Below are 23,453 nucleotides of genomic sequence, written 5' to 3' on the forward strand. Positions count from 1 at the left end.
CACACTCGCCAACCGGCGGACGAAATCTGTCTGTCGCGCGGGCTAGGGTGTGGCGGTGGGTGTCGACGTACGCGAATTGCTCGAAGCTGCTGTTTCCGGGATCGACGGGCAGACCCGGCCCGGTCAGGTGGAGATGGCGCAAGCCGTCGACACCGCCATGCATGACGGCTCCCATCTGCTGGTGCAAGCCGGCACCGGCACCGGGAAGTCGCTCGGGTACCTCGTTCCCGCCCTCCTGCACGCGATCGAGGACCGCCGCGTGGTCGTTTCCACCGCGACCCTCGCGCTCCAGTCCCAGCTTGTCGACCGCGACGTACCAGCACTTCTCGACGCTACGGAGAAGCTTCTCCCGCGCAGACCGGCGTACGCGATCCAGAAGGGCCGCAACAACTACGCCTGCCTGCACCGGATCCGCGAGGGTGCTCCGGATGACGACGGCATGCTCATCGACGTCCCGCCGCCGGGACAGATCGGCCAGCAGGTGCTCGAGCTGCGCGACTGGGCCGAGCAGCAGCTGCAGGACGGCGAGGCCGGCGACCGCGACCACGCGCCGTCGCATCAGTACCAGGCCTGGCAGCAGGTCGCCATCGCCGCCCGCGAGTGCCTCGGTGCGCAGAAATGCCCGTACGGCGAGGAGTGTTTCGCGGAGAAGGCCAAGGAGCAGGCCCGCAAGGCCGACATCGTCATCACCAACCACGCGCTGCTCTCGATCGACGCCTTCGAGAACCGCACGGTCCTGCCCGAGCACGACGTGATCATCGTCGACGAGGCCCACGAGCTCCCTGCCCGAGTCACCGGTGCCGCAGGTGACGAACTGTCGCCGCAGATGGTCGAACGCGCCGCCAAGCGCTCCCGCCGCTTCGTCGACGACGACAAGGCCGACGACCTGATAGACGCCTCCGACGCCCTCCGGGCCGCCCTCGAAGCTACCCGCGAAGGCCGGATCGAAGCCTCGAACGGTCCTGTCCTCGAGGCCGCCGCTCTCGTCCGCGACGCCGCCCGCTCGATGTACTCCGACCTGAACAAGAAGTCCGACGACAAGGACGACGACCCCGACGGTGCGAAACGCCAGTCCAAGGGCGCGGTCAAGGAGATCTTCGACGTCGCCGAACGCGTCGCCGCGCTCAGCGACCTCGACGTCGTCTGGATGACCGACCGCGAGCGCTTCGGCCGCGAGCTCCGGATCGCGCCGCTGACCGTTGCCGGCCTGCTCCGCGAGCTCGTCCTCAAGGACCGCACCGCCATCCTCACCTCCGCGACCCTCACCCTCGGCGGCGACTTCGACGCGATCGCCCGCCAGGTCGGTCTCCGTCCGTCCGACCGGCTCGCGGACGACGACGAGATGCCGGAGGTCGAGGACTCCGAGACCGCACCCCTGCCGTGGCGCGGTCTGGATGTGGGCTCGCCGTTCGAGTACGAGAAGCAGGCGATTCTGTACGTCGCCAAGCACCTGCCGCCGCCGCATCGGGACGGACTGGGCAAGAAGCAGTTCGACGAGATCATCGATCTGATCACCGCCGCGGGCGGCCGGACACTTGGCCTGTTCTCGTCCCGCCGTGCCGCCGAGGCCGCGACGGCCGCGGTCCGTGAGGCGACCGACCTGAAGGTGCTCTGTCAAGGGGATGCGCAGCTGGGCGAGCTCGCCCGCGAGTTCGTCGACGATCCGGAGACGTCACTCTTCGGGACACTCTCGCTCTGGCAGGGGATCGACGTACCCGGCTCGACCTGCAACCTCGTGATCATCGACCGGGTTCCGTTCCCACGTCCCGATGAGCCGTTGATGGCTGCCCGGCAGCGTGCTGTCGACGAGGCCGGCGGGAACGGGTTCATGGCCGTCGCCGCGACTCACGCCGCATTGCTGCTGGCGCAGGGGACCGGTCGATCGATCCGCCGCAGCTCTGACCGCGGCGTCGTCGCGATCCTGGATCCACGTATCGTCACCCAGCGGTACGGGTCCTTCCTGCGCGCCTCCTTGCCACCGATGTGGCCGACCGCCGATCGTGAGAAGGTGCTCGGGGCCCTGAAACGATTGCAGTCCACATGAGTCCGGCCGGTCCGCCCGTACTGCCGATGATGGCGGCGCTGGGGCAGATGCCCTCGGGTGCGGGCTGGTCGTACGAGATGAAATGGGACGGCATCCGCGTCATCGCGGAAGTGGACGACGGCGTCTGCCGGCTGTGGTCGCGCAACAGTCGCGATGTGTCGGGCGGTTACCCCGAGCTGATCGGGCTGGCCGAGGCGCCTGGCCTGCGGCTGCCCGCGGTACTGGACGGCGAGATCGTCACCCTCGACGAGAACGGCGCACCCTCGTTCGGCCTGTTGCAACGACGGATGCACGTTCGCGATCCACGCCAGCTCCGGCACCTGATCACCGAGGTCCCGGTCTCGGTCCGACTCTTCGACGTCCTCCGCCTCGACGGCAAGTGGTTGCTAGAGGCAACGTACGACGATCGTCGCGGGCTGCTGGACTCCCTCGACGTCGGCGACCCGTTCTGGGAGATACCACCGGCCTACGACGACGGCGAGGCGGCGCTGCAGATGTCAGCGGCCCAAGGTCTCGAGGGCGTGGTCGCGAAGCGGCGGAAATCGCGCTACCTGGCCGGCCGCCGGAGCAGCGACTGGATCAAGGTCAAGCCGGTGCAGACCCGCGATGTGATCCTCTGCGGCTGGCATCCGGGGGAGGGCAACCGCGAAGGCAAGATCGGCTCCTTCTACTGCGGCGCGTACGACGAACCCGGCGGCGAACTCGTGCTGATCGGCAAGGTGGGTTCGGGCCTCGACTTCGCGACTCTGGACATGCTGAGTGCCGAGCTGGCCGGACTGGAGGTCGACACCGCACCCTTTGATCCGTCGACAATCCCGACCACGGACCGTCGCCGCGCGCACTGGCTGGACCCGGCGCTCGTCGCCGAAGTCACCTTCTCCGGATGGGCTGCCGACGCCAGGCTCCGGCACCCGGTGTGGCGCGGCCTTCGCCTGGACATCAACCCCGAATCGGTCCTCGTCGACAGAGATTGAGTCGAGCCCACCACGTCCTTCCCCTCGCTCGACGGCAAGAGCGACAGGGATTGAGTCGTCAGGGCTTTGGTCGACAGGGTTTGAAGCGACGGATGTGCTGATGCGCGGGAAGGTTCACGTGCATCGCTGACGGCGCCGTACCGGTCCAGAACATGCGGGCGGCAAGGGAAATGTTCGGAATCCGGAGAGAAACCTGCGGCGTTGAGACGGCTGGTGTTCAGATGTCTCAGAAAACAAGGGGTTTCAGCCAACGCCGGCATCGAGCCTTGGTGCTCATCACGTCGAACCACAACTCGTTGCGCACGGCCCTCAAGCCGTGCGCGCTGGGTCAGTCGTTCGATTCCCGGGACGGCGCAGGCACTGCCAGCGCAGTCTCGATCTTGTCGGCCAGTTTCTCCGGCGTGTGAGTCGGCGCGTACCGCGCGATCACCCCGCCGTCGCGGCCGATCAGGAACTTCGTGAAGTTCCACTTGATCCGTCCGCCAAGCAGGCCGCCCTGCTCACGCTTCAGCCAGTTGTACAGCGGAAGCGTCTTCGACCCGTTCACATCGATCTTGGCGAACATGGGGAACGTGACGTGATAGATCGTCGAGCAGAAGTTCGCGATCTCGTTCTCGTCACCTGGCTCCTGGTGGCCGAACTGGTCGCAGGGGAAGCCGAGCACTGAGAAGCCCTGTCTACGGTAGTTCTTGTAGAGCTTCTGCAATCCGCTGTACTGCGGAGTCTGCCCACACTGCGAGGCCGTGTTCACCACCAGGAGCACCTGGTCGCGGAAATCGGCAAGAGACTGTTCATTGCCTTCGATCCGGCGCGCACTGAAGTCATAGACAGTCGTCATGGTTCAATGCTGACACGACACGCCCGACTTCGCTCGCCGTCTGAGATGTCAGACTCGGCGCAGAACTGTTACGACCTTTCCGAGAATGACCGCGTCCTTGCCGTCGATCGGCTCGAAGGCGGGGTTGTGCGGGAGCAGCAGGATCTCGGTCTTGGTCTTCTTGAATGTCTTCACGGTCGCCTCGCCGTCGATCATCGCGGCCACGATGTCGCCGTTCTCCGCGGTCTGCTCCTGCCGCACGACCACCCAGTCGCCGTCGCAGATGGCCGCGTCGATCATCGACTCACCCTTGACCTTCAGCATGAACAGCGTGCCCTCGCCGACCATTGCCTTGGGCAACGGGAAGACCTCTTCGATCTCCTGCTCGGCCAGGATCGGATTACCGGCGGCGATCTGTCCGACGACCGGCACGTAGACCGCGGCCGGGTGTGCATCGCCGGCACCGGTCTCGTCGTACGTCGTCTGTCGCACCGAGCCGAGCGCCGAGCGCCGGGCCGCCGCGTCGACCTCACCTGGGTAGCGAACCTCGATCGCACGTGGGCGATTCGGGTCGCGGCGGAGCAGGCCCTTCTGCTCCAGCACGCGCAGTTGGTGGGAGACCGAGGACGAACTGGTCAGGCCGACCTTCTCGCCGATCTCGCGCATCGACGGCGGGTAGCCCCGGCTGTCGACCGAGTCGCGGATGACGTCCAGCACCCGCCGCTGCCGCGGCGTCAGGCCGGTCGCGTCGGCCGGGCCGTCGGGTAACTCGGCCACGGTCCGGTCCGCCGGCTGGCCGGCCTCGGTGGCACGGCGCTCGTCCTTGCTGGAACCGCTCGGCGTCCTGGCCATCGGTGGTTACTCCTCGGGTCGGGCCGGCGGTCGCACACCGGCCGAAGCTTGCTCGACTGACTTGACCGTAGACCGAATTCTGAGATTCTTCAAACATCTGTTCGAAGGCGTGTCGGTTCGCACATCTGTTCGTGTGTCGGGTTATAAGGCGCCGGCGGCGCCGTTCGGTCGGCGGGAATTTCTCGGGCGTGTCGTGGTTGGAAGTGGTTGCGCGATGGGTGCTTGTCGGTTAATCATTCGTACAGACGTTCGATCGAACAAGTGTTCGGGAGCTTCCGGTTTGAAAAACTGTCGGAGGCGACCGGTAGACAAGGATCAACACCGCAGGACGTGGACTGAACGAGGTTCTGGAGGATCCGATGAGCACAGCAGCTCTCGCGGCAGATGCACTGGCAGGGCGTCAGGCGACCGACTTTGCGCCGGCCCCGCAGACGGCTCCGCGCCGCCGCAAGATCGCCGGCACGACCACCGAGTCCCTCCCTGTCCGCGCCTGTTCGGGTGAGGTGCTCGGCCGTGAGGCAAGGGTGCGCCACCAAGCGGTCGCCGAGGCGCCGGCGCTGCGACTGACCCGACGTGGGCGGATGCTGCTGACCGCGATCTCCGTGATCGTGTTCGGTTCGGCGATCGCCGTGCTCGGGCTGCGGGTGGCCGGTGTGCTCGAGCCCGGCCCGGACTTCTCCCACACGGTTCCCGTCCAGGTCGCGCCCGGTCAGACCCTCTGGTCCATCGCGCAGGACACCAACCCGACCCAGGATCCGGCCACCGTCGTCGAGAAGATTGCCGACCTCAACAAGCTCACGTCGCCGGCCGACGTTGTCCCCGGTCAGACTCTGCAGATTCCTGTCGCCCGCTGATCCACTCGTCCTTCAAGAGCGCGTAGACGAACTCGTTCGCCCACTCGCCCTTGAAGTGCATCGCGTGAATGTGATGGCCCTCCCGCCGCATCCCGAGCCGCTCCAGCAGTTGAGCCGACGGAGCGTTCCGGTCATCGAGGATCGCGACGATCCGATGCAGTTCCAGGTCCTCGAATCCGAGCCGCAGTACCTCCCGCGCAGCCTCGGCCGCCAGACCCTTTCCCTGATAGTCGGTGTGTAGCGCGAACCCGATCTCACCCTGGCGATCAGCCTCGCTGGCCCACTTCAGCAACACCTCGCCGATTACGGTCCCGGTCTCCCGGAGTTCGATCGCAAGAACCAGCCATTGACCAGGCTCGGTCAGCTCACCCTGGACCAGCTTCTTCTCGAGTGCGGCTCGCGTCTCTTCACGATTCCGCACCGGCCACGGCGTGTATCGCACCACCTCAGGTCGCGAGTGGAACGCGTAGAGGTCGTCCAGATCCTCCCTCCGATGCGGCCGCAGCTCGAGCCGCTCGGTGCGCAGGGGATAGGCGGGATGCAGTCCAGACACGGTGCCGTCCTCGGATAGGCTGTCTAATGTCGTTAGACAGTAGTCGCTGATCCCCAGAGCCGACAACGAGGTTTTCGTGACCAGACGCGATCCGTCCTCCCACGCCGCGGCGGGGATCTCCATCGCCGCGATCACCGACGCGGCCCTGGCGATCATCCGCGCCGATGGTGTTGACGGGCTCACCATGCGCGCGGTCGCTGAGCGCCTGCAGGTCCGCGCTCCATCGCTGTACCACCACGTCCACAACAAGGCCGACCTGCTCGACCTGGTGGCGCGCAACGCGTTCGACGAGTTCGCTGCGGACAAGACGGCGTACGAAGAGGTGCGCAGTGTGGACGACTGGATCGCGGTCACGAAGTCGGGATCGGAGAAGTTGCGAGCCTTCTACGCCGAGCATCCCGGTCTGGCTGGGTTGATTCAGGCGAAGGCGACGCCGGACCGCGATCGCGGGGACGGTTCACGGGCCGAGCTGATTCGCGCGCAGATCGAGTCGTTGGTGAACCTCGGCGTACCCGAGCCGCAGGCGCGTTACCTCTTCGAGGTCACCGCCCGGTGGACCCTCGCCGCAGTTGTCGCGGAGCCGGCGGGTGCCGGCGACCTTTTTGGCGCCGGTCTCGAGTTGTTCCTGGACGGCCTGCGCGACCGCTTGCTCAAGCTGGCTACTTGACCGTGTCCAGCCACATCGCGGCATAGCGAGCACCCTCGACCGCGGTCGACACCTGGACCACGGTCGACGACGGCCCGTACGGATCGCTGCTGAGATCGGCCGACCAGTCGCGGGTGTCGACGATCGTGCGTCCCCGGGACCAACTCCCCGACAGTTCGACCCGCAGCGGGAACTGCTCGGTGGTCAGCCCGGACGGATCGATCACGGCACACACCGCACCGCCGTCACCGATGCTTGCTCCATCGCGCTTGTAGAGCTCGCTGCGCTTCTCGATCAGCTTCCGCGCGAGCTCCGCCGAGGGCGACCCGCCCAGCTCACGCGCTTGCTCCAGCGTCACGACCACGTCGTAGAAGACGTCCAGGCCGTACATCGTGACCGGGATGCCGAGCTGGCCGGCCGCACTGAGCACCACAGCGGCTGCTTCCGGATCGGTCCAGATGTTGAACTCCGCCGATGCGGTCGCGTTCCCGATCCCGGCGGCGCCGCCCATGAATACGATCTCGCGCAGCCCTGCGGCCGCCTCGGGGTAGGTGCGCAGCAGCAACGCGATGTTCGTCATCGGCGCCAGCGGGATGAGCGTCACCAACTCACTGGACGCGGCCGCCTCTTGCAGTACGTCGCGAAGTAGCTCGACCGCATGCCGCGAGTCCGTCGTACGAGTGGATCGGGGCCAGTCGAGATCTCCGAGTCCGTCGACGCCATGGACGTGGGGAGCGGCTCGTACCGGCTGGAGTAGCGGCAGTGCCGCGCCACGGGCGACCGGAACGTCGGTCCGGCCCGCGGCCTCCAGCACGGTCAGCGTGTTGATCACCACGTCGTCGAGTCCGACATTGCCGCCGACGCAGGTCACCGCCTTCAGGTCCAGCTCCGGGTGCCGAGCGGCGAGCAGCAGGGCACAGGCGTCGTCCAGGCCTGTGTCGACATCGAGAATCACCGGCTTCATACCGCCATCCTCACGTATCCAGGTGACATCCGTCGTTGCCGGTAGGTTCATCGTCGGATCCGATCCCGTTCGCGTCGCCTTCCTACGGTCGATGCCTGTGACGCTGACGCCAGTCGACACTGCTGCCGGTACGCACTTCCTTCGCAAGCCGGGGGAGCCGCTTCGGATCTGGGCTCATCGCGGTGGTTCCTCCTCGGCGCCCGAGAACACGGCCGCATCGGACGAGGTCGCTCGCCGGGCGGGGGTCGACTGGATCGAGACGGACGTGCAGTCGACCAAGGACGGCGTACCGGTGGTGCTGCACGACGCGACGGTCGATCGGACCACGAACGGTACTGGGGAGATCCGGTCGCTGACCGCGGCGCAGGTGGCCGAGCTGGACGCGGGGTCGTGGTTCGCGCCGGCGTTCGCGGGTCAGCGGGTGCGGACCTTGGTGCAGCAGCTCGACGGGTTGAGGGCGCGCGGCGGGAATCTTCTGCTGGAGATCAAGAACGTGCACACGCGCGATTCGGTGGGGCGGATTGTCGACGATGTGTACGACAGGGAGATGAGCGGCCGGGTGTTCGTGCAGAGCTTCGAGCCGCAGCACCTGCGCTGGGTCCGCGAGCTCGCTCCCGAACTGCCGCTGGGTCTGCTCCGCGGTGTCCTCGACCCGGATCCGGTCGCGATCGCGAAGGATCTCGAGGTGCTGGCGTACAACCCGTCCGAGGCCGCATTGCAGACCCGTCCGGGGATCGTCGCCGAGCTGCACGCGGCGGGCGTCGCGGTCAACATCTGGACTGTCGACAATCCGACCAGCTGGCGCGCACTCGAGCGCGCGGGTGTCGACGGCATCATCACCAACCGCCCGGCCGAACTGGCCGGCTGGAGCGCCGCGACCCGCTGAGCTCAGGAACGTCCGTCGTTCGTCGTGATGAGATGAGGAGGGCCTCGCCCAGGCCACCGCGGCGACGAAAAGAGGAACTCCATGACGCTGGATCCCGGAGTGTGGGGCGTACTGGCGACACCGTTGACGGCGGACGGTTCGGCTGTCGACACCGAGTCGATGGCACGTCAGGTCAGGCACTACGAGTCGATCGGTGCGACCGGGCTGACCGTGCTCGGAGTCTTCGGCGAGGCGGCCCGGCTGACCCCCGCAGAGCGCCGCACGGTGGTCGAGACCGTCGTAGCCGCGGGCGACCTGCCGCTCGTGATCGGCGTGAGTGCGCTCGAGCTGGAGGAGGTCTCCGCGGAGGCCGCGAACGTCTTGCCGGCGGTCGGTTCTCGTCTCGCCGGACTTATGGTTCAAGTGAACTCCAGCGATCCTGGTGCCCTCGGCAAGCACCTGAACGACGTTGCCCACCGCACCGAACGCCCGCTGGTGGTCCAGGATTACCCAGTGATCACGGGGATCTCGATCGCCTCCGCCGACCTGATCGCCGCCATTCGGAACGTGCGGTCGGTCGTCGCGGTGAAGTCCGAGTCCGCACCGAGCCCGCCTGCCGTCGCGATGTTGGTCGCCGGTCTCGACGTACCGATCTTCGGTGGGCTCGGCGGCACCGGCCTGCTCGACGAACTGGCCGTCGGTGCGGCCGGCGCGATGACCGGCTTCTCCGTCCCGGAAGGGCTGCTCGCGTGCGTGGCGGCGTACCGGACCGGCGGTTTCGAGGCGGCCCGGGAGGTGTGGAAGGACTACCTGCCGCTGGTGAACTTCGAGTTCCAGGCCGGCATCGCCCTCGGCCTGCGGAAACGCAGCCTGGTCCGGCGCGGCCTGATCGCGTACGACGCCGTCCGGTCGCCCGGCGCTGCACCTCCGGAGAGCATGTTGCAGCTGCTCGAGGAACACCTGCGTCGTACGCCCGGAGTCTCATGAGTGGCATCTACCGTGGGTTGGTCAGCTACGGGGACCCGGAGTTCTCGAAGTACCTGCGGCGCGCGTTCCTGCACGCGAGCGGACGATCGCCGGAGTCACTCGACCGGCCGGTGATCGGCATCGCCACCTCGGCCAGCGACTTCAATCCTTGTCATCGGCAACAGCCGGAGCTGGTCAAGTCCGTTGCCCGCGGCATCATCGCGGCCGGCGGCCTGCCGATGGAGTTCCCGACCATCTCGCTGGGGGAGAGCTTCCTCGAACCGACCGCGATGGTCTATCGCAACCTGATGGCGATGGACGTCGAGGAGCTGGTCCGGGCCCAGCCGATGGACGGCGTCGTGCTGGTCGGTGGCTGCGACAAGACCGTGCCGGCGCAGCTCATGGGCGCGTTCTCCGCCGGCCGACCGGCGATCCAGCTCGTCACCGGTCCGATGTCGACCGGGCGGTACCAAGGTGAGCGGTTGGGCGCGTGCACCGACTGCCGCCGCTTCTGGGCGCACTACCGGGCCGGTGAGGTCTCGGCCGACGAGATCGGCCGGGTAGAGCGCAACCTCGCCACCACAGCAGGCACCTGTGCGGTGATGGGGACCGCCTCGACGATGGCCTGCATCGTCGAGGCACTCGGCATGTCCCTGCCGGACAGTGCTGCCGCCCCGGCAGTGCACGCGGACCGCCTCCGGATCGGCGAAGCCACCGGGGCCGCCGCGGTCTCGATCGCCGTCGCCGGACGTACGCCGGACCAGGTCGTCACCGCAGCCTCCATCCGCAACGCACTGCGCGTTCTCCTCGCCATCGGCGGATCCACCAACGCCCTGATCCACCTGACCGCCATGGCCGGGCGACTCGGCCTGTCCATCGATCCGGACGAGCTGAACGCGTTGAGCGACACCACACCGGTGCTGGTGGAGTTGAAGCCGACCGGATCGCACTACATGGAGGACCTGCATGCGTCCGGCGGACTGCCCGCCGTACTGCGTGAGCTCCGGGACTTGCTGGACCTGTCCGTGCTGACGGTCACGGGGGAGACGCTGGGCGAGCGGTTGGGCGACGGTCCGCCTTGGGTCGATCGGGACGTCGTACGGCCGCTGTCTGCGCCGGCCCGGGACAAGGGTGGGCTGGTGTGGTTGCGAGGTTCGCTGGCGCCGTCCGGTGCGCTGATCAAGCGGTCCGCGGCTGACCCGGCGCTGTTCGAGACCACCGGACGTGCTGTCGTGTTCAGCTCGTTGGAGGACCTGGCGGCGCGGATCGACGATCCAGACCTGGACGTCGAGGAGAACGACGTACTGGTGCTCCAGAACGCCGGTCCGCTCGGAGCGGGCATGCCCGAGGCCGGGTACCTGCCGATACCGGGCAAGCTGGCCCGGCGGGGTGTTCGCGACATGGTCCGGATCTCCGACGCGCGGATGAGCGGTACGGCGTACGGCACGATCGTGCTCCATGTGACGCCGGAAGCGGCCCTCGGCGGACCGCTGGCTCTCGTGCGCACGGGCGACCAGATCCGCCTGTCCGTCTCCGAGGCTCGCCTCGACCTCCTCGTCGACTCCGACGAGCTCGAGCGTCGGCGAGCCGCTCTCGAGCCCGCGCAGACAGGCTTCACCGATCCATCGTTGACCGGTTACCGGCGGTTGTTCCGTGACCACGTTCTGGGAGCGGATCGCGGCTGCGATTTCGACTTCTGCCTGCCGTCCTCCTGACCCGCCGGGAGGACGTAGTTTGCGCCTCCGGAGGCCGGTTCCGATGGCGCCACGCGGGAGTACACGAGGCCGCTCGGGTGTTGAAACAAGGAGACGCGCCCGCGATTCGAGCGTTCTTGCAAACTGTCGGCGCAGCGATCTAGGATCCCTAGATGTAGTGGTTACACGGGTGTAATTTTCCACAGGTAGTGGTTAGTTGCACACAGGTCATACACAGGTTGTCCCCAGGCTGATCCACAGCCGGGCCCACGGGAGGAGTGATTCGTCGTGCACTGTCCGTATTGCCGTCACGTCGATTCCCGCGTGGTCGACAGCAGGGTGGCCGAGGACGGCGGAGCGATCCGCCGCCGCCGGCAATGCCCGGTCTGCGAGAAGCGGTTCACCACTGTCGAGCAGATGCAGCTCACGGTCGTGAAGCGCTCCGGCGCGACCGAGCCGTTCAGCCGCGAGAAGGTCATCAACGGTGTCGGCAAGGCCTGCAAGGGCCGGCCGGTGGACGTCGACGCGCTGGCCCGGCTGGGTCAGAAGGTCGAGGACGCGCTCAAGGCGAGCGGCTCGCCGGAGGTCCCCGCGCACGAGGTCGGACTCGCGATCCTCGGTCCGCTGCGGGAACTGGACGAGGTCGCCTACCTGCGGTTCGCCAGTGTGTACCGGCAGTTCGAGTCGGCCGACGACTTCGAGACGGAGATCGCGCTGCTCCGGGCCGAGAAGGAGCCCCAGGGCACCGAGCCGAGCCCGCTGAAGCCGACCCAGCAGACATAAATCGGGGATTGAGCACCATCGGCACCATCGGCACCATCCGCAATATCTGGCGTTATTCAACGGGGCGGTCCCGACAGACCGCGGTAGTACCAGACACAGGGCGAGGAGCAACCATGACAGAGACGGTGACCGGCCACTCGGGGTCGACCAAGAGGTCGGCGGCCGGGTTCCGAGGGCGTAAGAACGCGCCCGCGGGACTCACCATCGAGCGCGTCTTCAGCACCGAGGGTGTCCACCCCTACGACGAGGTGACCTGGGAGCGGCGCGACGTCGTACAGCAGAACTGGAAGACCGGCGAGACCGTCTTCGAGCAGCGCGGGGTCGAGTTCCCCGACTCCTGGAGCGTGAACGCCTCGACGATCGTCACCACCAAGTACTTCCGTGGTGCGGTCGGCCACGACAACCGGGAGTGGAGCCTGCGCCAGCTGCTCGACCGGGTCGTGAAGACCTACCGCAAGGCCGGTGAGGAGCACGGGTACTTCGCCACCCCGGACGACGCCGAGGTGTTCGAGCACGAGGTCACCTGGATGCTGCTGCACCAGTACTTCAGCTTCAACTCGCCGGTCTGGTTCAACGTCGGCACGTCCTCGCCGCAGCAGGTGTCGGCCTGCTTCATCCTCGCCGTCGACGACTCGATGGACTCGATCCTGAACTGGTACAAGGAAGAGGGCCTGATCTTCAAGGGCGGCTCCGGTGCCGGCCTGAACCTGTCCCGGATCCGCTCGTCCAAGGAGCTGCTGCAGTCCAGCGGCGGTACGGCGTCCGGCCCGGTCAGCTTCATGCGCGGTGCGGACGCGAGCGCCGGGACGATCAAGTCCGGTGGCGCCACCCGGCGCGCGGCCAAGATGGTCGTGCTCGACGTCGACCACCCCGACATCGAGGAGTTCGTCGACACCAAGATGCGCGAGGAGGAGAAGATCCGCGTGCTGCGTGACGCGGGCTTCGACATGGACCTCGGCGGTCGCGACATCACCTCGGTGCAGTACCAGAACGCGAACAACTCGGTCCGGGTGACCGACGAGTTCATGCGCGCGGTCGAGGACAAGGGCGAGTTCGGGCTGCGGGCCCGGCTGGACAACTCGGTGATCGAGACCGTCGACGCTCGGAGCCTGTTCGACAAGATCTCCCAGGCCGCGTGGGCCTGCGCCGACCCCGGCCTGCAGTACGACGACACCATCAACGACTGGCACACCACGCCGGAGACGGGCCGGATCACCGCGTCCAACCCGTGCTCGGAGTACATGCACCTGGACAACTCGTCCTGCAACCTGGCCTCGCTGAACCTGATGAAATTCCTCCGCGACGACGACCTCTTCGACTCGGAGAAGTTCGTCAAGGCGGTCGAGCTGATCATCACCGCGATGGACATCTCGATCTGCTTCGCGGACTTCCCGACCGAGGCGATCGGCGACACCACCCGCGCGTACCGGCAGCTCGGTATCGGCTACGCGAACCTCGGTGCGTTGCTGATGGCAACGGGTCACGCCTACGACTCCGACGGCGGTCGCGCACTGGCGGGCGCTATCACGTCGCTGATGACGGGCACGTCGTACAAGCGCTCGGCCGAGCTGGCCGGCGTCGTCGGTCCGTACGACGGTTTCGAGCGGAACAAGGACGCCCACACCCGGGTGATGCGCAAGCACGCGGCGGCCAACGACGCGATCCGGACGGTCTCCGAGATCGACAAGGACGTGCACAAGCACGCGGCGGCGGCGTGGGACGGCGTACTGAAGATCGGCACGAAGAACGGCTGGCGGAACGCGCAGGCCTCGGTGCTCGCACCGACCGGAACCATCGGCTTCATGATGGACTGCGACACCACTGGTATCGAGCCGGACTTCTCGCTGGTCAAGTTCAAGAAGCTGGTCGGCGGCGGGTCGATGCAGATCGTGAACCAGACGGTTCCGCGGGCGCTGCGCCAGTACAGCTACACCGAGGAGACGATCGAGGCGATCGTCGAGTACATCGCCGAGAACGGTCACGTGGTGGACGCGCCGGGCCTGAAGCCGGAGCACTACGAGATCTTCGACACCGCGATGGGTGAGCGCGCGATCAAGCCGATGGGCCACGTGCGGATGATGGCGGCGGCCCAGCCGTTCCTGTCCGGCGCGATCTCGAAGACGGTGAACCTGCCGGAGACCGCGACGGTCGAGGAGATCGCCGACGTCTACTTCCAGGGCTGGAAGCTCGGCCTGAAGGCGCTCGCGGTGTACCGCGACAACTGCAAGGTCGGTCAGCCGCTGGCCGACGCGAAGGCGAAGAAGGCCTCGGAGGCAGTGGCCGCCGAGGCTGCGGTCGCCGAGAAGATCGTCGAGAAGGTCATCGAGTACCGGCCGACCCGCAAGCGTCTGCCGAAGTCGCGGCCGTCGCGGACCACGTCGTTCTCGGTCGGTGGGGCCGAGGGCTACATGACCGCCGGCTCCTACCCGGACGACGGTCTGGGCGAGGTCTTCCTGAAGATGGGCAAGCAGGGTTCGACCCTGGCCGGGGTGATGGACGCCTTCTCGATCGCGATCTCGATCGCGTTGCAGCACGGCGTACCGCTGGAGACCTACGTCCAGAAGTTCACCAACCTGAAGTTCGAGCCGGCCGGTCTGACCGACGACCCGGACGTCCGGATGGCGCAGTCGATCATGGACTACATCTTCCGCCGCCTGGCCCTGGACTACCTGCCGTTCGACGAGCGGGCCGCCCTCGGCATCTACTCGGCGGACGAGCGGTCCCGGCAGCTCGACACCGGCTCGTACGAGCTGGCTCCGGTCGAGATCTCCGAGCCCGAGTCGCTGAAGTCGGTTGAGCCGGTCGAGCCGATTGAGGCGGTCGAGTCCAGCGAGGCGCCGGTCATCGCCGAGGCCGCATCGGCCAAGCCGCTCGACGCTTCCGAGGTCCGCACCACCGCCGAGATGTTCGAACTCATCACCGGCACCTCGGTCGACGCACCGCTCTGCTTCACCTGCGGTACGAAGATGCGTCCCAGCGGTTCCTGCTACGTCTGCGAAGGCTGCGGCAGCACCTCCGGCTGCAGCTGACCCACCAACTGATAGCACTACGGCCCCCGGGAACTTCCCACTTTCCCCGGGGGCCGAGGTGCGTCTGGAACGTGAGAGGTTCGATGGAGCTGCCGTCGTTGGTGGATGTCGGGCGGCGGGCCGACGCGGTCAGAGTCCTGTCCTGTTACTACGGACTGAACGGGCACGAAGCGCATCGGTACGCCGGGGCTCGCTTCGACACGTGGGACAGCGCGGGCACCCGGGGCAGCTCGCATAACCGCTTCACCGCGGACGATCTGGTGGCCGTGTCCTTCCTCTCGGTCAGCGTTCCGCCGCTGGCCGCGGAGGCGCTGTTGGACACCCTCGCCGACGATTTCGCGGAACTCCTCGAGGAACTGGGCCCCGACCGCGACCTCGTTGAGGAACGGACGCCGTGGGCCGAGGACTGGGTCGGGTGGCGCCTGTGGGGCATGCTCGACGCGCTGCCTTCCGTCGGCCCGACCACCGCCAGCAAGCTCTACGCCCGCAAGCGACCTCGCCTGCGTCCGATCTACGACTCCGTTATCGCAGAGGTGATCGGCTCCAACAGGTGGTGGGAACCCTTGCGAGCCCACCTCCAGCAAGACCCCGGCCTACACCCACACCTGCTGTCCCTGCGCGACGACCTCAAGGTCCCGTTCGACCTCTCAGCCCTCCGCATCCTCGACGTCCTCCTCTGGATGCACGGCAAGAACAACACCACCTGCACCCTCACCTGACACCGGCGGTCCAGGGCCTCCACGTGCGGGTCCAGGGCCTCCCGTGCGGGCGGCCTCCACCTGCGGCCTCAGGACCTCCACCTTCGGCCCTGCCCGCCTCACGCCGTCCGTCGGGTGCCCACCTCGGCGTTGCTCGTCTTACGCCATGGTGATGGTGGTGGAGCGGCCTTCGGTGGTGGCGATGGTGTTCTGGAGGGTGATGCGAGCGCGCGCGAGTTCGTCAGCGCGGTCGTCGAGCCGGCCGAGGTGTGTGCGGAGTCTGTCCAGCACACCGGGGCAGGGAGTGAGCGAGCCGTCCGTGTGTGCGCACGGCAAGATCTGCTTGATGGTGCTCGTGGACAGCCCGGCGGCGAGCAGGAGACGGATCTGGCGGACGGTGGCCTCGGCGGCTTCGTCGTACTCGCGGTATCCGTTCGCCTGCCGTCGCGACTCGAGCAGTCCGACCCGTTCGTAGTACCGGAGCAACCGCTCGCTGGTCTCGGTCCGCTTCGCCAACTGCCCGATCAACATCCCCGCTCCTGAGCTTGACCTTGCCACCATGTCAACGTTCAACCCTTGATCCTGACCGTCACATTCCTTCGGATCAGGAGAATTAGTTGATCATCGACGCCCACAGCCATGTCCACGATCCAGTTGAGACTCACATTGCCCTGCTCGACGAGGCCGACGTGGACCGGGCTGTGCTGTTCGGCACACGGCCACATCCCGAGCGCGCCACCGATCTTGCGGGCCTCCGACGCGAATTCGGCATCCTGTCCGAGACTGTCAGCGGCGGCCCCAGCAGCAGTACGGCGTACGTCGCGGCCTGGCAGGAACTCGATGCCGCGATCGCCGCGTACCCCGACCGCTTCATGGGCTTCGGCAAGGTCGACCTCGATCTGCCGGCCGACGAGATTGCCGCGGTCGTCGGGGAAGAGTTTGTTGCTCGCGGCTACCGAGGCATCGGTGAGCTGACTCCGGGGCCTGGACAGGCTGCCCGCATCGAGCCGGTCCTCCAGGCCGCAGCCGACCACGGCGGACTGCCTGTCGTCGTGCACGGATTCGGACCAACTGTCGACGACCTCGCGGACTTGGCCCAGCTCTCGAGGCGCTTTGAACGTCCCGTTGGTGATCAGCCAACTAGGTGGACTCAATTGGCTCACCGCGATCGGACTCGTTCGCGACACCCCATCCATGTACTTGGAGCTGTCCACCGCGAACATCTTCGCCGTCCGCCTGGCCATCACGGAGATCCCCGACCGCACCCTCTTCGGCTCCGACGCCCCGTACGGCGACCCCTACCTGTCCCGCCTGACCGTCGAACGCGTCACCACCTCCGCCGCCGTACGAGCCCAGGTCCTCGGCGAAACCCTCGCCGAACTCCTCAACCTCTAACCTCAGCGGCTCGGGTTCAGTGGCCGGAGCGGTCGGAGTCGGCGGCAGGCTTGGTCGATGTGCCGTCCAGCGCGGTGAGGCTTGCTAGCTCCTCCGGGCTGAGCTCGAAGTCGAAGACGGCCAGGTTCTCCGCGAGCCGGCCGCGGTCGGCAGACTTCGGGATGGGTACGACGTCCTGTTGCGTCTCCCACCGCAGGACGACCTGACCCGGCGCCTTCCCGTGCGTCTTGGCGATGTCCTGCACTGTCGGGTGACTCAGCAGGTCGGTGCCCTTCCCGAGCGGACTCCAGGCCTCGGTGACGATCCCGTGTGCCGCGTGGAACTCGCGCTCGGCTGCCTTCGCCCACACCGGACTCAGCTGCACCTGGTTCACCTCCGGCGCCTCTCCGGTCTCGTCGATCAACCGCTGCAGGTGAGCCGGCTTGAAGTTCGATGTACCGATCGCCCGGACCAGCCCTGCCTCGCGCAGCTCGAGCAGCCCTCGCCAGGCATCGACGTACCGATCCTGCTCCGGATTCGGCCAGTGGATCAGCAGCAGATCGAGATACTCCACGCCCAGCTTCTCCGCGCTCGCCTCGAACGCGGTCCGGGCACCCTCGACGCTGTGCCACCGCTTGTTGAACTTCGACGTCAGGAACACCTCGTCGCGAGGCACACCCCGCAGGGCACGTCCGACGCCGACCTCGTTGCGGTAGTTCTCCGCCGTGTCCACCAGTCGATACCCGAGTTCGAGCGCCGTACTGACCGACCGCTCGGCATCCGCGTCGTTCAACGGCGACGTTCCCAACCCGACCCGTGGCATCTCCGCGCCGTGACTCAACGTGATCGTCGGAACCTGGCTCATGCGTCTCCTCCTTCGACGGCCGCTGCCCGACACCGTACGTCGATCACGGTCCGCGCCCGCCACTCGGACGGCTCGATCCCGTCGTACGTCGTACGGTCCGGACCGCCGGCCTCAGCACCGGTGGACAGGGGCGCGAAGTGTCGGATCCGTGGGTCATCATGGTGCGACGGGGCCATGAAACACGTGGGAGGGGTGGGCGAATGAAGAATCGGCTGATCACTCTGGTGGACCTCGGTCTGGACAGCTCGTTCGACGCGTCGATGAGCTTCGTGCAGGGCATCACGGGGAACATCAACGCGGGCTGGGACCAGCCGGTGATCGACGTGAACTTCGTCCGCACCCGGGACCACGAGACCGCCTTCTCCGCTCTGACCACTCCCTCGACGGTGCTGCATGTGATGGCACACGGTGACCACAGTGAGGAGCCCTCCTTCCTGTCGACCGACGGCAAGACCCAGGTCTCCCTGCGCTCGCTCGCCGACTGGTTCCTGGACCGCCAGTGGGGGATCGCCAGCGGTGTCGTCATCGCCGACGGCTGCAAAACCGGTATCGGCAAGTGGCAGCGCGCGATCCGGGACTGCCTCCAGGACGACATCACCTACATCGGCACCAGCAATGTCATCGGCTGGTATGAGGCGACCGTCTTCTGCTCGGCCTTCTACGGCGCGCTTGTCCGCAACCGCGGCCTCGGCCGCAGCCCGGCCGAGCAAGGCTGGGACGCCGCCAACCGAGCCATCCGCGCCTACGAAACCCTCACCGACGCCCGCTGCCCCTACAAACCCGTCCTCCTCACCCCCTCCCGACGGGCCCTCCGCTCCCTCACCGGCTGACCGACACGCGTGCGGTGACTACTTTGGGTGAGCTGTGTGAAACTTTTTGTGGGCTCGTCGTGGGGCGCAGTCCGTGGTCTGGGTTGCCGGTGACCTGGATGGTGTGAGGACGGGGAAGCCGTCCGGTGCGCATTGGCCGACCTGCTGACCTCCGCCCGACGCGGTGAAGGAACGCCACCATGAAGCTGCACCGGAACTCCCTCCTGACGGCTGCCGCGATTGTGCTGGTTCTGTACGTCGTAGCGCTGATCGTCGGCCTGCCGGGATGGGCCGCGGTCGTACTGACTGTGGTCTTGCTCGTGCTGCTCGCCGTGGTCTGGAGGCAGCCCGACGAACCCCGTCCCGTCGTGACCAAGCCAGCGCCGGCCCCGTCCGTCGTACTGCCGGATCGGGAGCCCGTGTTCTCCGGGCCACCGTCGCGGACAGTGGCCGACGTACGGCTGCCGTCCGCGTCGCCGGACTTCCAGTTCAGCTTCTCGGCGGTCGTGCAGTGGTCCACGGTGTTGTCGGGATCTCGGCACGCCGACCTTGGCGCGGTTGCGGTCGATGCGCTGCTGGACCGCGCCCGGTCCTTGACCGCGAGGCAGCAGGTCACCGAGGAGTCGCTGAACCAGCACCGCTTGGCCGCCCTTCTCGGCGAACCCGCGCTCGATGAGAAGGGACAGGTCCGTAGCTGGGCCACCGAAGTGCGGTTGCGGTTGCCTGACGCGGATCAGAAGCACCTTCAGCATCTGGCTGCCCTGCACCGCCGGGAGCAGGCGACTCTGCTCGAACGCCGGATGGAGCAGGACAAGCGCGCGTATCTGAAGGACGACGTCTTCGCCACGCCTGGATCGGCCGCGGTCTGGTGGATGGTCAACCATCCTGGCGAGGTCGAGAACGCCGTCGGCCTCCTCGACACGCTCACCGAGCTGTCCGCGGCCGCCAACGATCTCCCGGTCCGACGTACCTCGGCCGAAGCGATCGAGCGACCTCAACCGACGCGCGCCGAGATCGCCTTCAGTGCCGCGATCGACGAGCTCGATGAGGACGACGACGCCGGAGATCCGACGGACGAGTCGCAGCAGCGGCCCGTCCCTCGGCACGCCGGCGCCCAGAAAGACCGGGCCAGGGCCGGCGCGGCCAAGTCCGAACTGAACGGATCCGCGGCGAAAGACGCGAATGGCGAATACCGCGAACAGTTCTATTCGGAGTAGGAGTGCGGGTAGGCCGGTGAGGCGGGCCGGCTGCAGGGTGGGCCCGCCCCACCGTGATCGGGTGCGCATGCTCACTCGTCCAGCCATCGGATCGTGCTCGCGCCGTTATGACCGTGGATGCTGAGGAGCGCCTCGACACCGTCCGGCCAGACCGTGGTGGTCGGGTATCGCCCGCCCCAGTGCAGGGCGATCGTCCCGTCCGACCACTCAACTCCTTCTGCGACGACGCCCGTTCCGCTGATGCCGGAGACGTCGACGTGGCGGACCAGCTGGAAGCAGCGTGGCCCGGACTTGTTCGCGACTTTCAGATGACGCCGTCGCGGGGTCCGCAGCAGCGTCGCGGTTCTACCACTGATCTCGTCCATGGCAGAAGTCAACCGGCGCCACGGCGGCCTCACCAGGAACTGAACCGGTATCCACAGGGCAAAAATTCTGCCCGCCGATCGTGACCGAATCGCCATATTCTCATTGCAGGGAGTAGTCGACACGCAAGGAGTGAACCGATGACAGTCATCGAGAAATGGACCGGCCGGCACGCGCATGCCTTGCGTACGGCACTGCGGCTGACCAACGAGGCGTTCGCGGAGCGCCTCGGCGTCTCGCCACGCACGGTCACCAAATGGAGCGAGAGACCGGAGATGGTGCCCAGCGAACATCTTCAGGGCCTCCTCGACACCTCACTCAACGAGGCGTCGCCGGACGCCCGGGTCAGATTCACGGCCACCCTCGGCCTGGACCAGCGCCGCATACCGCTCGACGATTCGGTGGTGGTCCAGCTCCACACGGCGCTCGGCGATCTGGCCCGCGCGCTCGCACGGCTGGAAACCGAAGGGCCGGAGCGATCAGCGGCGCACTGATGCCCGGGTGCACACTGGCGGCTGCGCAGCACGACGTACCGAAGGGAGCTGCGGATGAGGCGACGCCCGGTGAATTCGTCGAGTGTGCGATCGATCGGCTGGTCCGACGGCACATTGGAGCTCGAGTACGTCAACGGTTCCGTGTACCAATACTTCGAGGTCCCGCAGCCGACGTACGCCGCGCTGCTGGCCGCCCCGAGTATCGGCGCGTACATCAACAAGCACATCAAGCCGTACTACGAGTTCCGTGAGGTGTGAGTTTCCGGCCGGCGCGCGGCGGGCACCGGTAGGCGTCGATCCGCACGGGGAAGCGCCCGACCCAGGAGATAGATATGCCCACTCGTAGAGCATCTACGACCGGAACCCGCACCCTAGCGATCATCGTTGTGATCTGGCTGGTCATCGGCTTGGCCGCCGCGGCACAACGAAACTATTTCTCAGGTTCCAGTGCGACCTGCGCGAAGGTGAGCACGACGCTGGTCACGATCATCGCCGGCCCACTCAACTACCTCGGAGCCAACCCGAAGATCGACTGCGAAGCACCGCAGCCGTCGAGGTAATCGCACCTAGCGGCGAACCTGGTCCGCCGTACCGTTCCTCCCGAGGCTCCGAACGACGGAGCCGAGGGAGGAACGCTGACGTGGTGCGTGAGGAGATCGAGCAGGACCTCGAGAGGTTCAGCGTGCCCGGCGCGAGCTGGGCAGTGATCGAGGATGGCGAGATCACGCAGACCGGCACGGCTGGGGTGATCGAGGCAGGCGGCACTACGGCCGTCGCGCCGAACACGTTGTTCCAGGCGGCCTCGATCAGCAAGCCGGTTGCCGTACTGGCGATGCTCAGGCTGGTCGATCGTGGTCTGCTCGACCTCGACGAGGATGTGAATCAGAAGCTCACGTCCTGGCAGGTCCCATCGCTGGACGGCTGGCAGCCGAGGGTCACACTGCGACAGCTCGCTAGTCACACCGCGGGTATGACGGTGTCCGGCGTCCCGGGATACCCGTACGACGAGGACGTGCCGACGACTGTGCAGGTCCTCAACGGCGTGCGACCGGCGTACACGGGCGTTCGTGTCGACCTCGTTCCAGGGACGCAGTTCAGGTACTCCGGAGGCGGCACCCTCGTCATGCAGCAGTTGCTTGAGGACGTGACACACAAGCCGTTCCGAGAGTTGGCGCAAGAGCTGGTGCTGCAACCGCTCGGGATGTCGGACAGTGACTACGCCCAGCCGCTGCCGAAAGACCTACATGCGCGAACTGCGACTGGCCATGACGAACTCGGCAACCCACTCGAAGGCCGGTGGCACACCTACCCGCAGCTGGCCACGGCGGGATTGTGGACCACGCCTACTGACCTCGCCAGGTTCGCCATCGGAGTTCAGCGTGCGTACGCCGGAGCCGAAGACATCCTGTCCCATGGGCTTGCTCGCGAGATGTTGACTCCCCAGACAGCCGCCACAGACCGCATCGGCGGGCTGACGGCGCTGGGGCTTGGCGTCTTCCTCGGCGACTCCGGGCTGCGGTTCGGCCACGGCGGGAGTAACACGGGCTACCGGTGCCATCTCCTGGCGTTCCGGGACACAGGCCAGGGCGCGGCGATGATGACGAACGGCGAGCACGGCAGTTGGGTTTTGCCGAGAGCATTCGCCCGGGCCACGTCAACGTACGGCTGGGATGGGTACCCGGACGACGTCGCGTTCCCGGAGTTGCCGGCCGACGACGTACTCGACGGACTGGTCGGTGCGTACCGGCTGGACGACAGGGTCGCGTTCTCGGTCGAACGGCGGGGGAGTGGGCTCGAGGTGACGTTCGAAGGCCAGGCTCCGATGAACTTCACGGCGCACTCGGCCACCGGCTTCAGCTCGATGAACACGGTGTCCACGTTCGAGGTACGCGAGGGCCGGCTGATCTTCGGCCAGGGCGACGCCGAGTTCGGCTGCACCCGGGAATAGGTGTGGGGGCGGCCCGGTTACAACTACATGCCGCTCGGTTTCATGACCCCGGGCCTCAACCTCAGCCGCTACGAGCGGCCACTCGCCGAGAGGCGTCTGCTGAGCGGCGCGGTACGTGACAGGTGGGAGTCGGCTGACCGGCTCCCACCTCGTCAGCTCTAGTACGTCGTAGGCCCGCCAAAACCGTTTGTGCGGTGCGGGACTATGGAGATGTCGCTCGCGGAGACGTGAGTGAGTGATGTGACCAGAGGGACGAGCACTGCGTTGCGTCAGGGCCGGATGATCGGCTCTGAGGGCAGCTGTCAGGGACTCCGGACAGGGTCCGGGACCCCGATTTGCATCTGCACCGCGAATGTCAGTAATGTTCTTCTTGTTGGAGCGAGGCGCGGGACGCGAAAGCGGCCGGCAGCTTCAACAAACTCCCTGAAGGTCTTGGCAACCGAAACACGCCCCGGTGGGTTTCGGTCACTGAGTCGCGCAGGGGGACTGGGACGAAAGAGGCCGATTTGACCGGCCCCGGACGAAACAGTAAAGTTGGGCGAGTTGCCCCGGAGCTTCAAACGAAAGTCTGAAGCGCGGTGTGCGTCCGATTCTTGAGAACTCAACAGCGTGCCGAAAGTCAATGCCGAAATTTAGCATTAACC

Annotated in this window: 24 protein-coding genes; 16 read left to right on the forward strand and 8 right to left on the reverse strand. The window is 66.8% G+C overall.

Annotated features, from left to right (window positions below; translation table 11 throughout):
• Window positions 1-49: 49 nt before the first annotated feature.
• Both AB0L70_RS11380 and ligD read left to right on the forward strand, forming a co-directional pair.
• The gene (locus AB0L70_RS11380; RefSeq protein ID WP_363682620.1) at window positions 50-2,044 is read left to right on the forward strand and encodes an ATP-dependent DNA helicase; all 1,995 of its coding nucleotides are present in this window, start codon (window positions 50-52) and stop codon (window positions 2,042-2,044) included.
• Window positions 2,041-3,018, forward strand: a complete 978-nt coding sequence (gene ligD, locus AB0L70_RS11385) for a non-homologous end-joining DNA ligase (protein WP_363682622.1) — start codon at window positions 2,041-2,043, stop codon at window positions 3,016-3,018. The genes AB0L70_RS11380 and ligD overlap by 4 nt, the downstream gene beginning before the upstream one ends.
• Window positions 3,019-3,346: 328 nt before the next feature.
• Here ligD and AB0L70_RS11390 read toward each other — a convergent pair whose 3' ends face one another.
• Window positions 3,347-3,856 carry a glutathione peroxidase gene (locus AB0L70_RS11390; RefSeq protein WP_363682624.1) on the reverse strand — a complete coding sequence of 170 codons (510 nt, stop codon included), beginning with the start codon at window positions 3,854-3,856 and terminating at the stop codon, window positions 3,347-3,349.
• Window positions 3,857-3,904: 48 nt separating this feature from the next.
• Window positions 3,905-4,687, reverse strand: a complete 783-nt coding sequence (gene lexA, locus AB0L70_RS11395; RefSeq protein ID WP_363682626.1) for a transcriptional repressor LexA — start codon at window positions 4,685-4,687, stop codon at window positions 3,905-3,907.
• 359 nt (window positions 4,688-5,046) lie between these two features.
• Between lexA and AB0L70_RS11400 the strand changes: the two genes are divergently transcribed.
• Window positions 5,047-5,541 carry a LysM domain-containing protein gene (locus tag AB0L70_RS11400; RefSeq protein ID WP_363682628.1) on the forward strand — a complete coding sequence of 165 codons (495 nt, stop codon included), beginning with the start codon at window positions 5,047-5,049 and terminating at the stop codon, window positions 5,539-5,541.
• On the opposite strand, the gene AB0L70_RS11405 is transcribed toward AB0L70_RS11400, so the two are convergent.
• Window positions 5,483-6,094: a GNAT family N-acetyltransferase gene (locus tag AB0L70_RS11405; RefSeq protein WP_363682630.1), complete on the reverse strand. Its 612-nt coding sequence runs from the start codon at window positions 6,092-6,094 to the stop codon at window positions 5,483-5,485. The genes AB0L70_RS11400 and AB0L70_RS11405 overlap by 59 nt on opposite strands.
• 76 nt (window positions 6,095-6,170) lie before the next feature.
• Here AB0L70_RS11405 and AB0L70_RS11410 point away from each other — a divergent pair, with 76 nt between their 5' ends.
• The gene (locus tag AB0L70_RS11410; protein WP_363682632.1) at window positions 6,171-6,761 is read left to right on the forward strand and encodes a TetR/AcrR family transcriptional regulator; all 591 of its coding nucleotides are present in this window, start codon (window positions 6,171-6,173) and stop codon (window positions 6,759-6,761) included.
• Here AB0L70_RS11410 and AB0L70_RS11415 read toward each other — a convergent pair.
• A complete protein-coding gene (locus AB0L70_RS11415) occupies window positions 6,754-7,704 on the reverse strand; it encodes a nucleoside hydrolase (protein ID WP_363682634.1) in 951 nt (316 codons plus the stop codon). The two genes, AB0L70_RS11410 and AB0L70_RS11415, sit on opposite strands and share 8 nt — an antisense overlap.
• Window positions 7,705-7,801: 97 nt before the next feature.
• On the opposite strand from AB0L70_RS11415, the gene AB0L70_RS11420 reads away from it, so the two are divergent.
• From AB0L70_RS11420 to AB0L70_RS11445, 6 genes are all read left to right on the forward strand, one after another.
• Window positions 7,802-8,590 (forward strand): glycerophosphodiester phosphodiesterase family protein, encoded by a 789-nt coding sequence (locus AB0L70_RS11420; protein WP_363682636.1) that lies wholly within the window; start codon window positions 7,802-7,804, stop codon window positions 8,588-8,590.
• Window positions 8,591-8,671: 81 nt separating this feature from the next.
• Window positions 8,672-9,556 carry a dihydrodipicolinate synthase family protein gene (locus AB0L70_RS11425; RefSeq protein WP_363682638.1) on the forward strand — a complete coding sequence of 295 codons (885 nt, stop codon included), beginning with the start codon at window positions 8,672-8,674 and terminating at the stop codon, window positions 9,554-9,556.
• The gene (locus AB0L70_RS11430) at window positions 9,553-11,250 is read left to right on the forward strand and encodes a dihydroxy-acid dehydratase (RefSeq protein WP_363682640.1); all 1,698 of its coding nucleotides are present in this window, start codon (window positions 9,553-9,555) and stop codon (window positions 11,248-11,250) included. The genes AB0L70_RS11425 and AB0L70_RS11430 overlap by 4 nt, the downstream gene beginning before the upstream one ends.
• A 267-nt stretch (window positions 11,251-11,517) precedes the next feature.
• Window positions 11,518-12,012 carry a transcriptional regulator NrdR gene (gene nrdR / locus AB0L70_RS11435; RefSeq protein WP_363682642.1) on the forward strand — a complete coding sequence of 165 codons (495 nt, stop codon included), beginning with the start codon at window positions 11,518-11,520 and terminating at the stop codon, window positions 12,010-12,012.
• Window positions 12,013-12,125: 113 nt separating this feature from the next.
• Window positions 12,126-15,041, forward strand: a complete 2,916-nt coding sequence (locus AB0L70_RS11440) for a vitamin B12-dependent ribonucleotide reductase (RefSeq protein ID WP_363682644.1) — start codon at window positions 12,126-12,128, stop codon at window positions 15,039-15,041.
• Between the two features lie 71 nt (window positions 15,042-15,112).
• Complete coding sequence (locus AB0L70_RS11445) at window positions 15,113-15,760, forward strand: DUF6308 family protein (RefSeq protein ID WP_363682646.1); 648 nt, start codon at window positions 15,113-15,115, stop codon at window positions 15,758-15,760.
• A gap of 138 nt (window positions 15,761-15,898) precedes the next feature.
• Here AB0L70_RS11445 and AB0L70_RS11450 read toward each other — a convergent pair whose 3' ends face one another.
• Complete coding sequence (locus AB0L70_RS11450) at window positions 15,899-16,270, reverse strand: MerR family transcriptional regulator (RefSeq protein ID WP_363682648.1); 372 nt, start codon at window positions 16,268-16,270, stop codon at window positions 15,899-15,901.
• 38 nt (window positions 16,271-16,308) lie between these two features.
• Entirely contained in the window at window positions 16,309-16,797 is a 489-nt protein-coding gene (locus AB0L70_RS11455; protein WP_363682650.1) for a hypothetical protein, read from the reverse strand.
• A 70-nt stretch (window positions 16,798-16,867) separates the two neighbouring features.
• Between AB0L70_RS11455 and AB0L70_RS11460 the strand changes: the two genes are divergently transcribed.
• Complete coding sequence (locus AB0L70_RS11460) at window positions 16,868-17,134, forward strand: hypothetical protein (protein ID WP_363682652.1); 267 nt, start codon at window positions 16,868-16,870, stop codon at window positions 17,132-17,134.
• Between the two features lie 16 nt (window positions 17,135-17,150).
• On the opposite strand, the gene AB0L70_RS11465 is transcribed toward AB0L70_RS11460, so the two are convergent.
• Entirely contained in the window at window positions 17,151-17,978 is an 828-nt protein-coding gene (locus AB0L70_RS11465; protein ID WP_363682654.1) for an aldo/keto reductase, read from the reverse strand.
• A gap of 200 nt (window positions 17,979-18,178) precedes the next feature.
• Between AB0L70_RS11465 and AB0L70_RS11470 the strand changes: the two genes are divergently transcribed.
• Together AB0L70_RS11470 and AB0L70_RS11475 are read left to right on the forward strand one after the other, a co-directional pair.
• Complete coding sequence (locus AB0L70_RS11470) at window positions 18,179-18,808, forward strand: hypothetical protein (protein WP_363682656.1); 630 nt, start codon at window positions 18,179-18,181, stop codon at window positions 18,806-18,808.
• 179 nt (window positions 18,809-18,987) lie between these two features.
• Window positions 18,988-20,004 carry a hypothetical protein gene (locus AB0L70_RS11475; RefSeq protein WP_363682658.1) on the forward strand — a complete coding sequence of 339 codons (1,017 nt, stop codon included), beginning with the start codon at window positions 18,988-18,990 and terminating at the stop codon, window positions 20,002-20,004.
• A gap of 71 nt (window positions 20,005-20,075) precedes the next feature.
• Here the strand turns inward: AB0L70_RS11475 and AB0L70_RS11480 are convergent, their stop codons facing one another.
• The gene (locus AB0L70_RS11480) at window positions 20,076-20,369 is read right to left on the reverse strand and encodes a hypothetical protein (RefSeq protein WP_363682660.1); all 294 of its coding nucleotides are present in this window, start codon (window positions 20,367-20,369) and stop codon (window positions 20,076-20,078) included.
• A 138-nt stretch (window positions 20,370-20,507) separates the two neighbouring features.
• Here AB0L70_RS11480 and AB0L70_RS11485 point away from each other — a divergent pair, with 138 nt between their 5' ends.
• From AB0L70_RS11485 to AB0L70_RS11495, 3 genes are all read left to right on the forward strand, one after another.
• Window positions 20,508-20,861 carry an XRE family transcriptional regulator gene (locus AB0L70_RS11485; RefSeq protein ID WP_363682662.1) on the forward strand — a complete coding sequence of 118 codons (354 nt, stop codon included), beginning with the start codon at window positions 20,508-20,510 and terminating at the stop codon, window positions 20,859-20,861.
• Window positions 20,862-20,915: 54 nt separating this feature from the next.
• Window positions 20,916-21,119 carry a KTSC domain-containing protein gene (locus tag AB0L70_RS11490; RefSeq protein WP_363682664.1) on the forward strand — a complete coding sequence of 68 codons (204 nt, stop codon included), beginning with the start codon at window positions 20,916-20,918 and terminating at the stop codon, window positions 21,117-21,119.
• A 385-nt stretch (window positions 21,120-21,504) separates the two neighbouring features.
• Window positions 21,505-22,809: a serine hydrolase domain-containing protein gene (locus tag AB0L70_RS11495; protein WP_363682666.1), complete on the forward strand. Its 1,305-nt coding sequence runs from the start codon at window positions 21,505-21,507 to the stop codon at window positions 22,807-22,809.
• The last annotated feature ends 644 nt before the right edge of the window (window positions 22,810-23,453 follow it).

Source organism: Kribbella sp. NPDC051952 (genome assembly GCF_040680855.1).
Classification (GTDB): Bacteria; Actinomycetota; Actinomycetes; order Propionibacteriales; family Kribbellaceae; genus Kribbella.

Bases quoted from the DNA above. Each gene is read 5' to 3' on its own strand.
- ligD (WP_363682622.1), top strand. From the start codon at position 2,041: ATGAGTCCGGCCGGTCCGCCCGTACTGCCGATGATGGCGGCGCTGGGG.
- AB0L70_RS11390 (WP_363682624.1), bottom strand. From the start codon at position 3,856: ATGACGACTGTCTATGACTTCAGTGCGCGCCGGATCGAAGGCAATGAA.
- lexA (WP_363682626.1), bottom strand. From the start codon at position 4,687: ATGGCCAGGACGCCGAGCGGTTCCAGCAAGGACGAGCGCCGTGCCACC.
- AB0L70_RS11400 (WP_363682628.1), top strand. From the start codon at position 5,047: ATGAGCACAGCAGCTCTCGCGGCAGATGCACTGGCAGGGCGTCAGGCG.
- AB0L70_RS11415 (WP_363682634.1), bottom strand. From the start codon at position 7,704: ATGAAGCCGGTGATTCTCGATGTCGACACAGGCCTGGACGACGCCTGT.
- AB0L70_RS11425 (WP_363682638.1), top strand. From the start codon at position 8,672: ATGACGCTGGATCCCGGAGTGTGGGGCGTACTGGCGACACCGTTGACG.
- AB0L70_RS11430 (WP_363682640.1), top strand. From the start codon at position 9,553: ATGAGTGGCATCTACCGTGGGTTGGTCAGCTACGGGGACCCGGAGTTC.
- AB0L70_RS11440 (WP_363682644.1), top strand. From the start codon at position 12,126: ATGACAGAGACGGTGACCGGCCACTCGGGGTCGACCAAGAGGTCGGCG.
- AB0L70_RS11450 (WP_363682648.1), bottom strand. From the start codon at position 16,270: ATGTTGATCGGGCAGTTGGCGAAGCGGACCGAGACCAGCGAGCGGTTG.
- AB0L70_RS11465 (WP_363682654.1), bottom strand. From the start codon at position 17,978: ATGAGCCAGGTTCCGACGATCACGTTGAGTCACGGCGCGGAGATGCCA.
- AB0L70_RS11470 (WP_363682656.1), top strand. From the start codon at position 18,179: ATGAAGAATCGGCTGATCACTCTGGTGGACCTCGGTCTGGACAGCTCG.
- AB0L70_RS11475 (WP_363682658.1), top strand. From the start codon at position 18,988: ATGAAGCTGCACCGGAACTCCCTCCTGACGGCTGCCGCGATTGTGCTG.
- AB0L70_RS11480 (WP_363682660.1), bottom strand. From the start codon at position 20,369: ATGGACGAGATCAGTGGTAGAACCGCGACGCTGCTGCGGACCCCGCGA.
- AB0L70_RS11485 (WP_363682662.1), top strand. From the start codon at position 20,508: ATGACAGTCATCGAGAAATGGACCGGCCGGCACGCGCATGCCTTGCGT.
- AB0L70_RS11490 (WP_363682664.1), top strand. From the start codon at position 20,916: ATGAGGCGACGCCCGGTGAATTCGTCGAGTGTGCGATCGATCGGCTGG.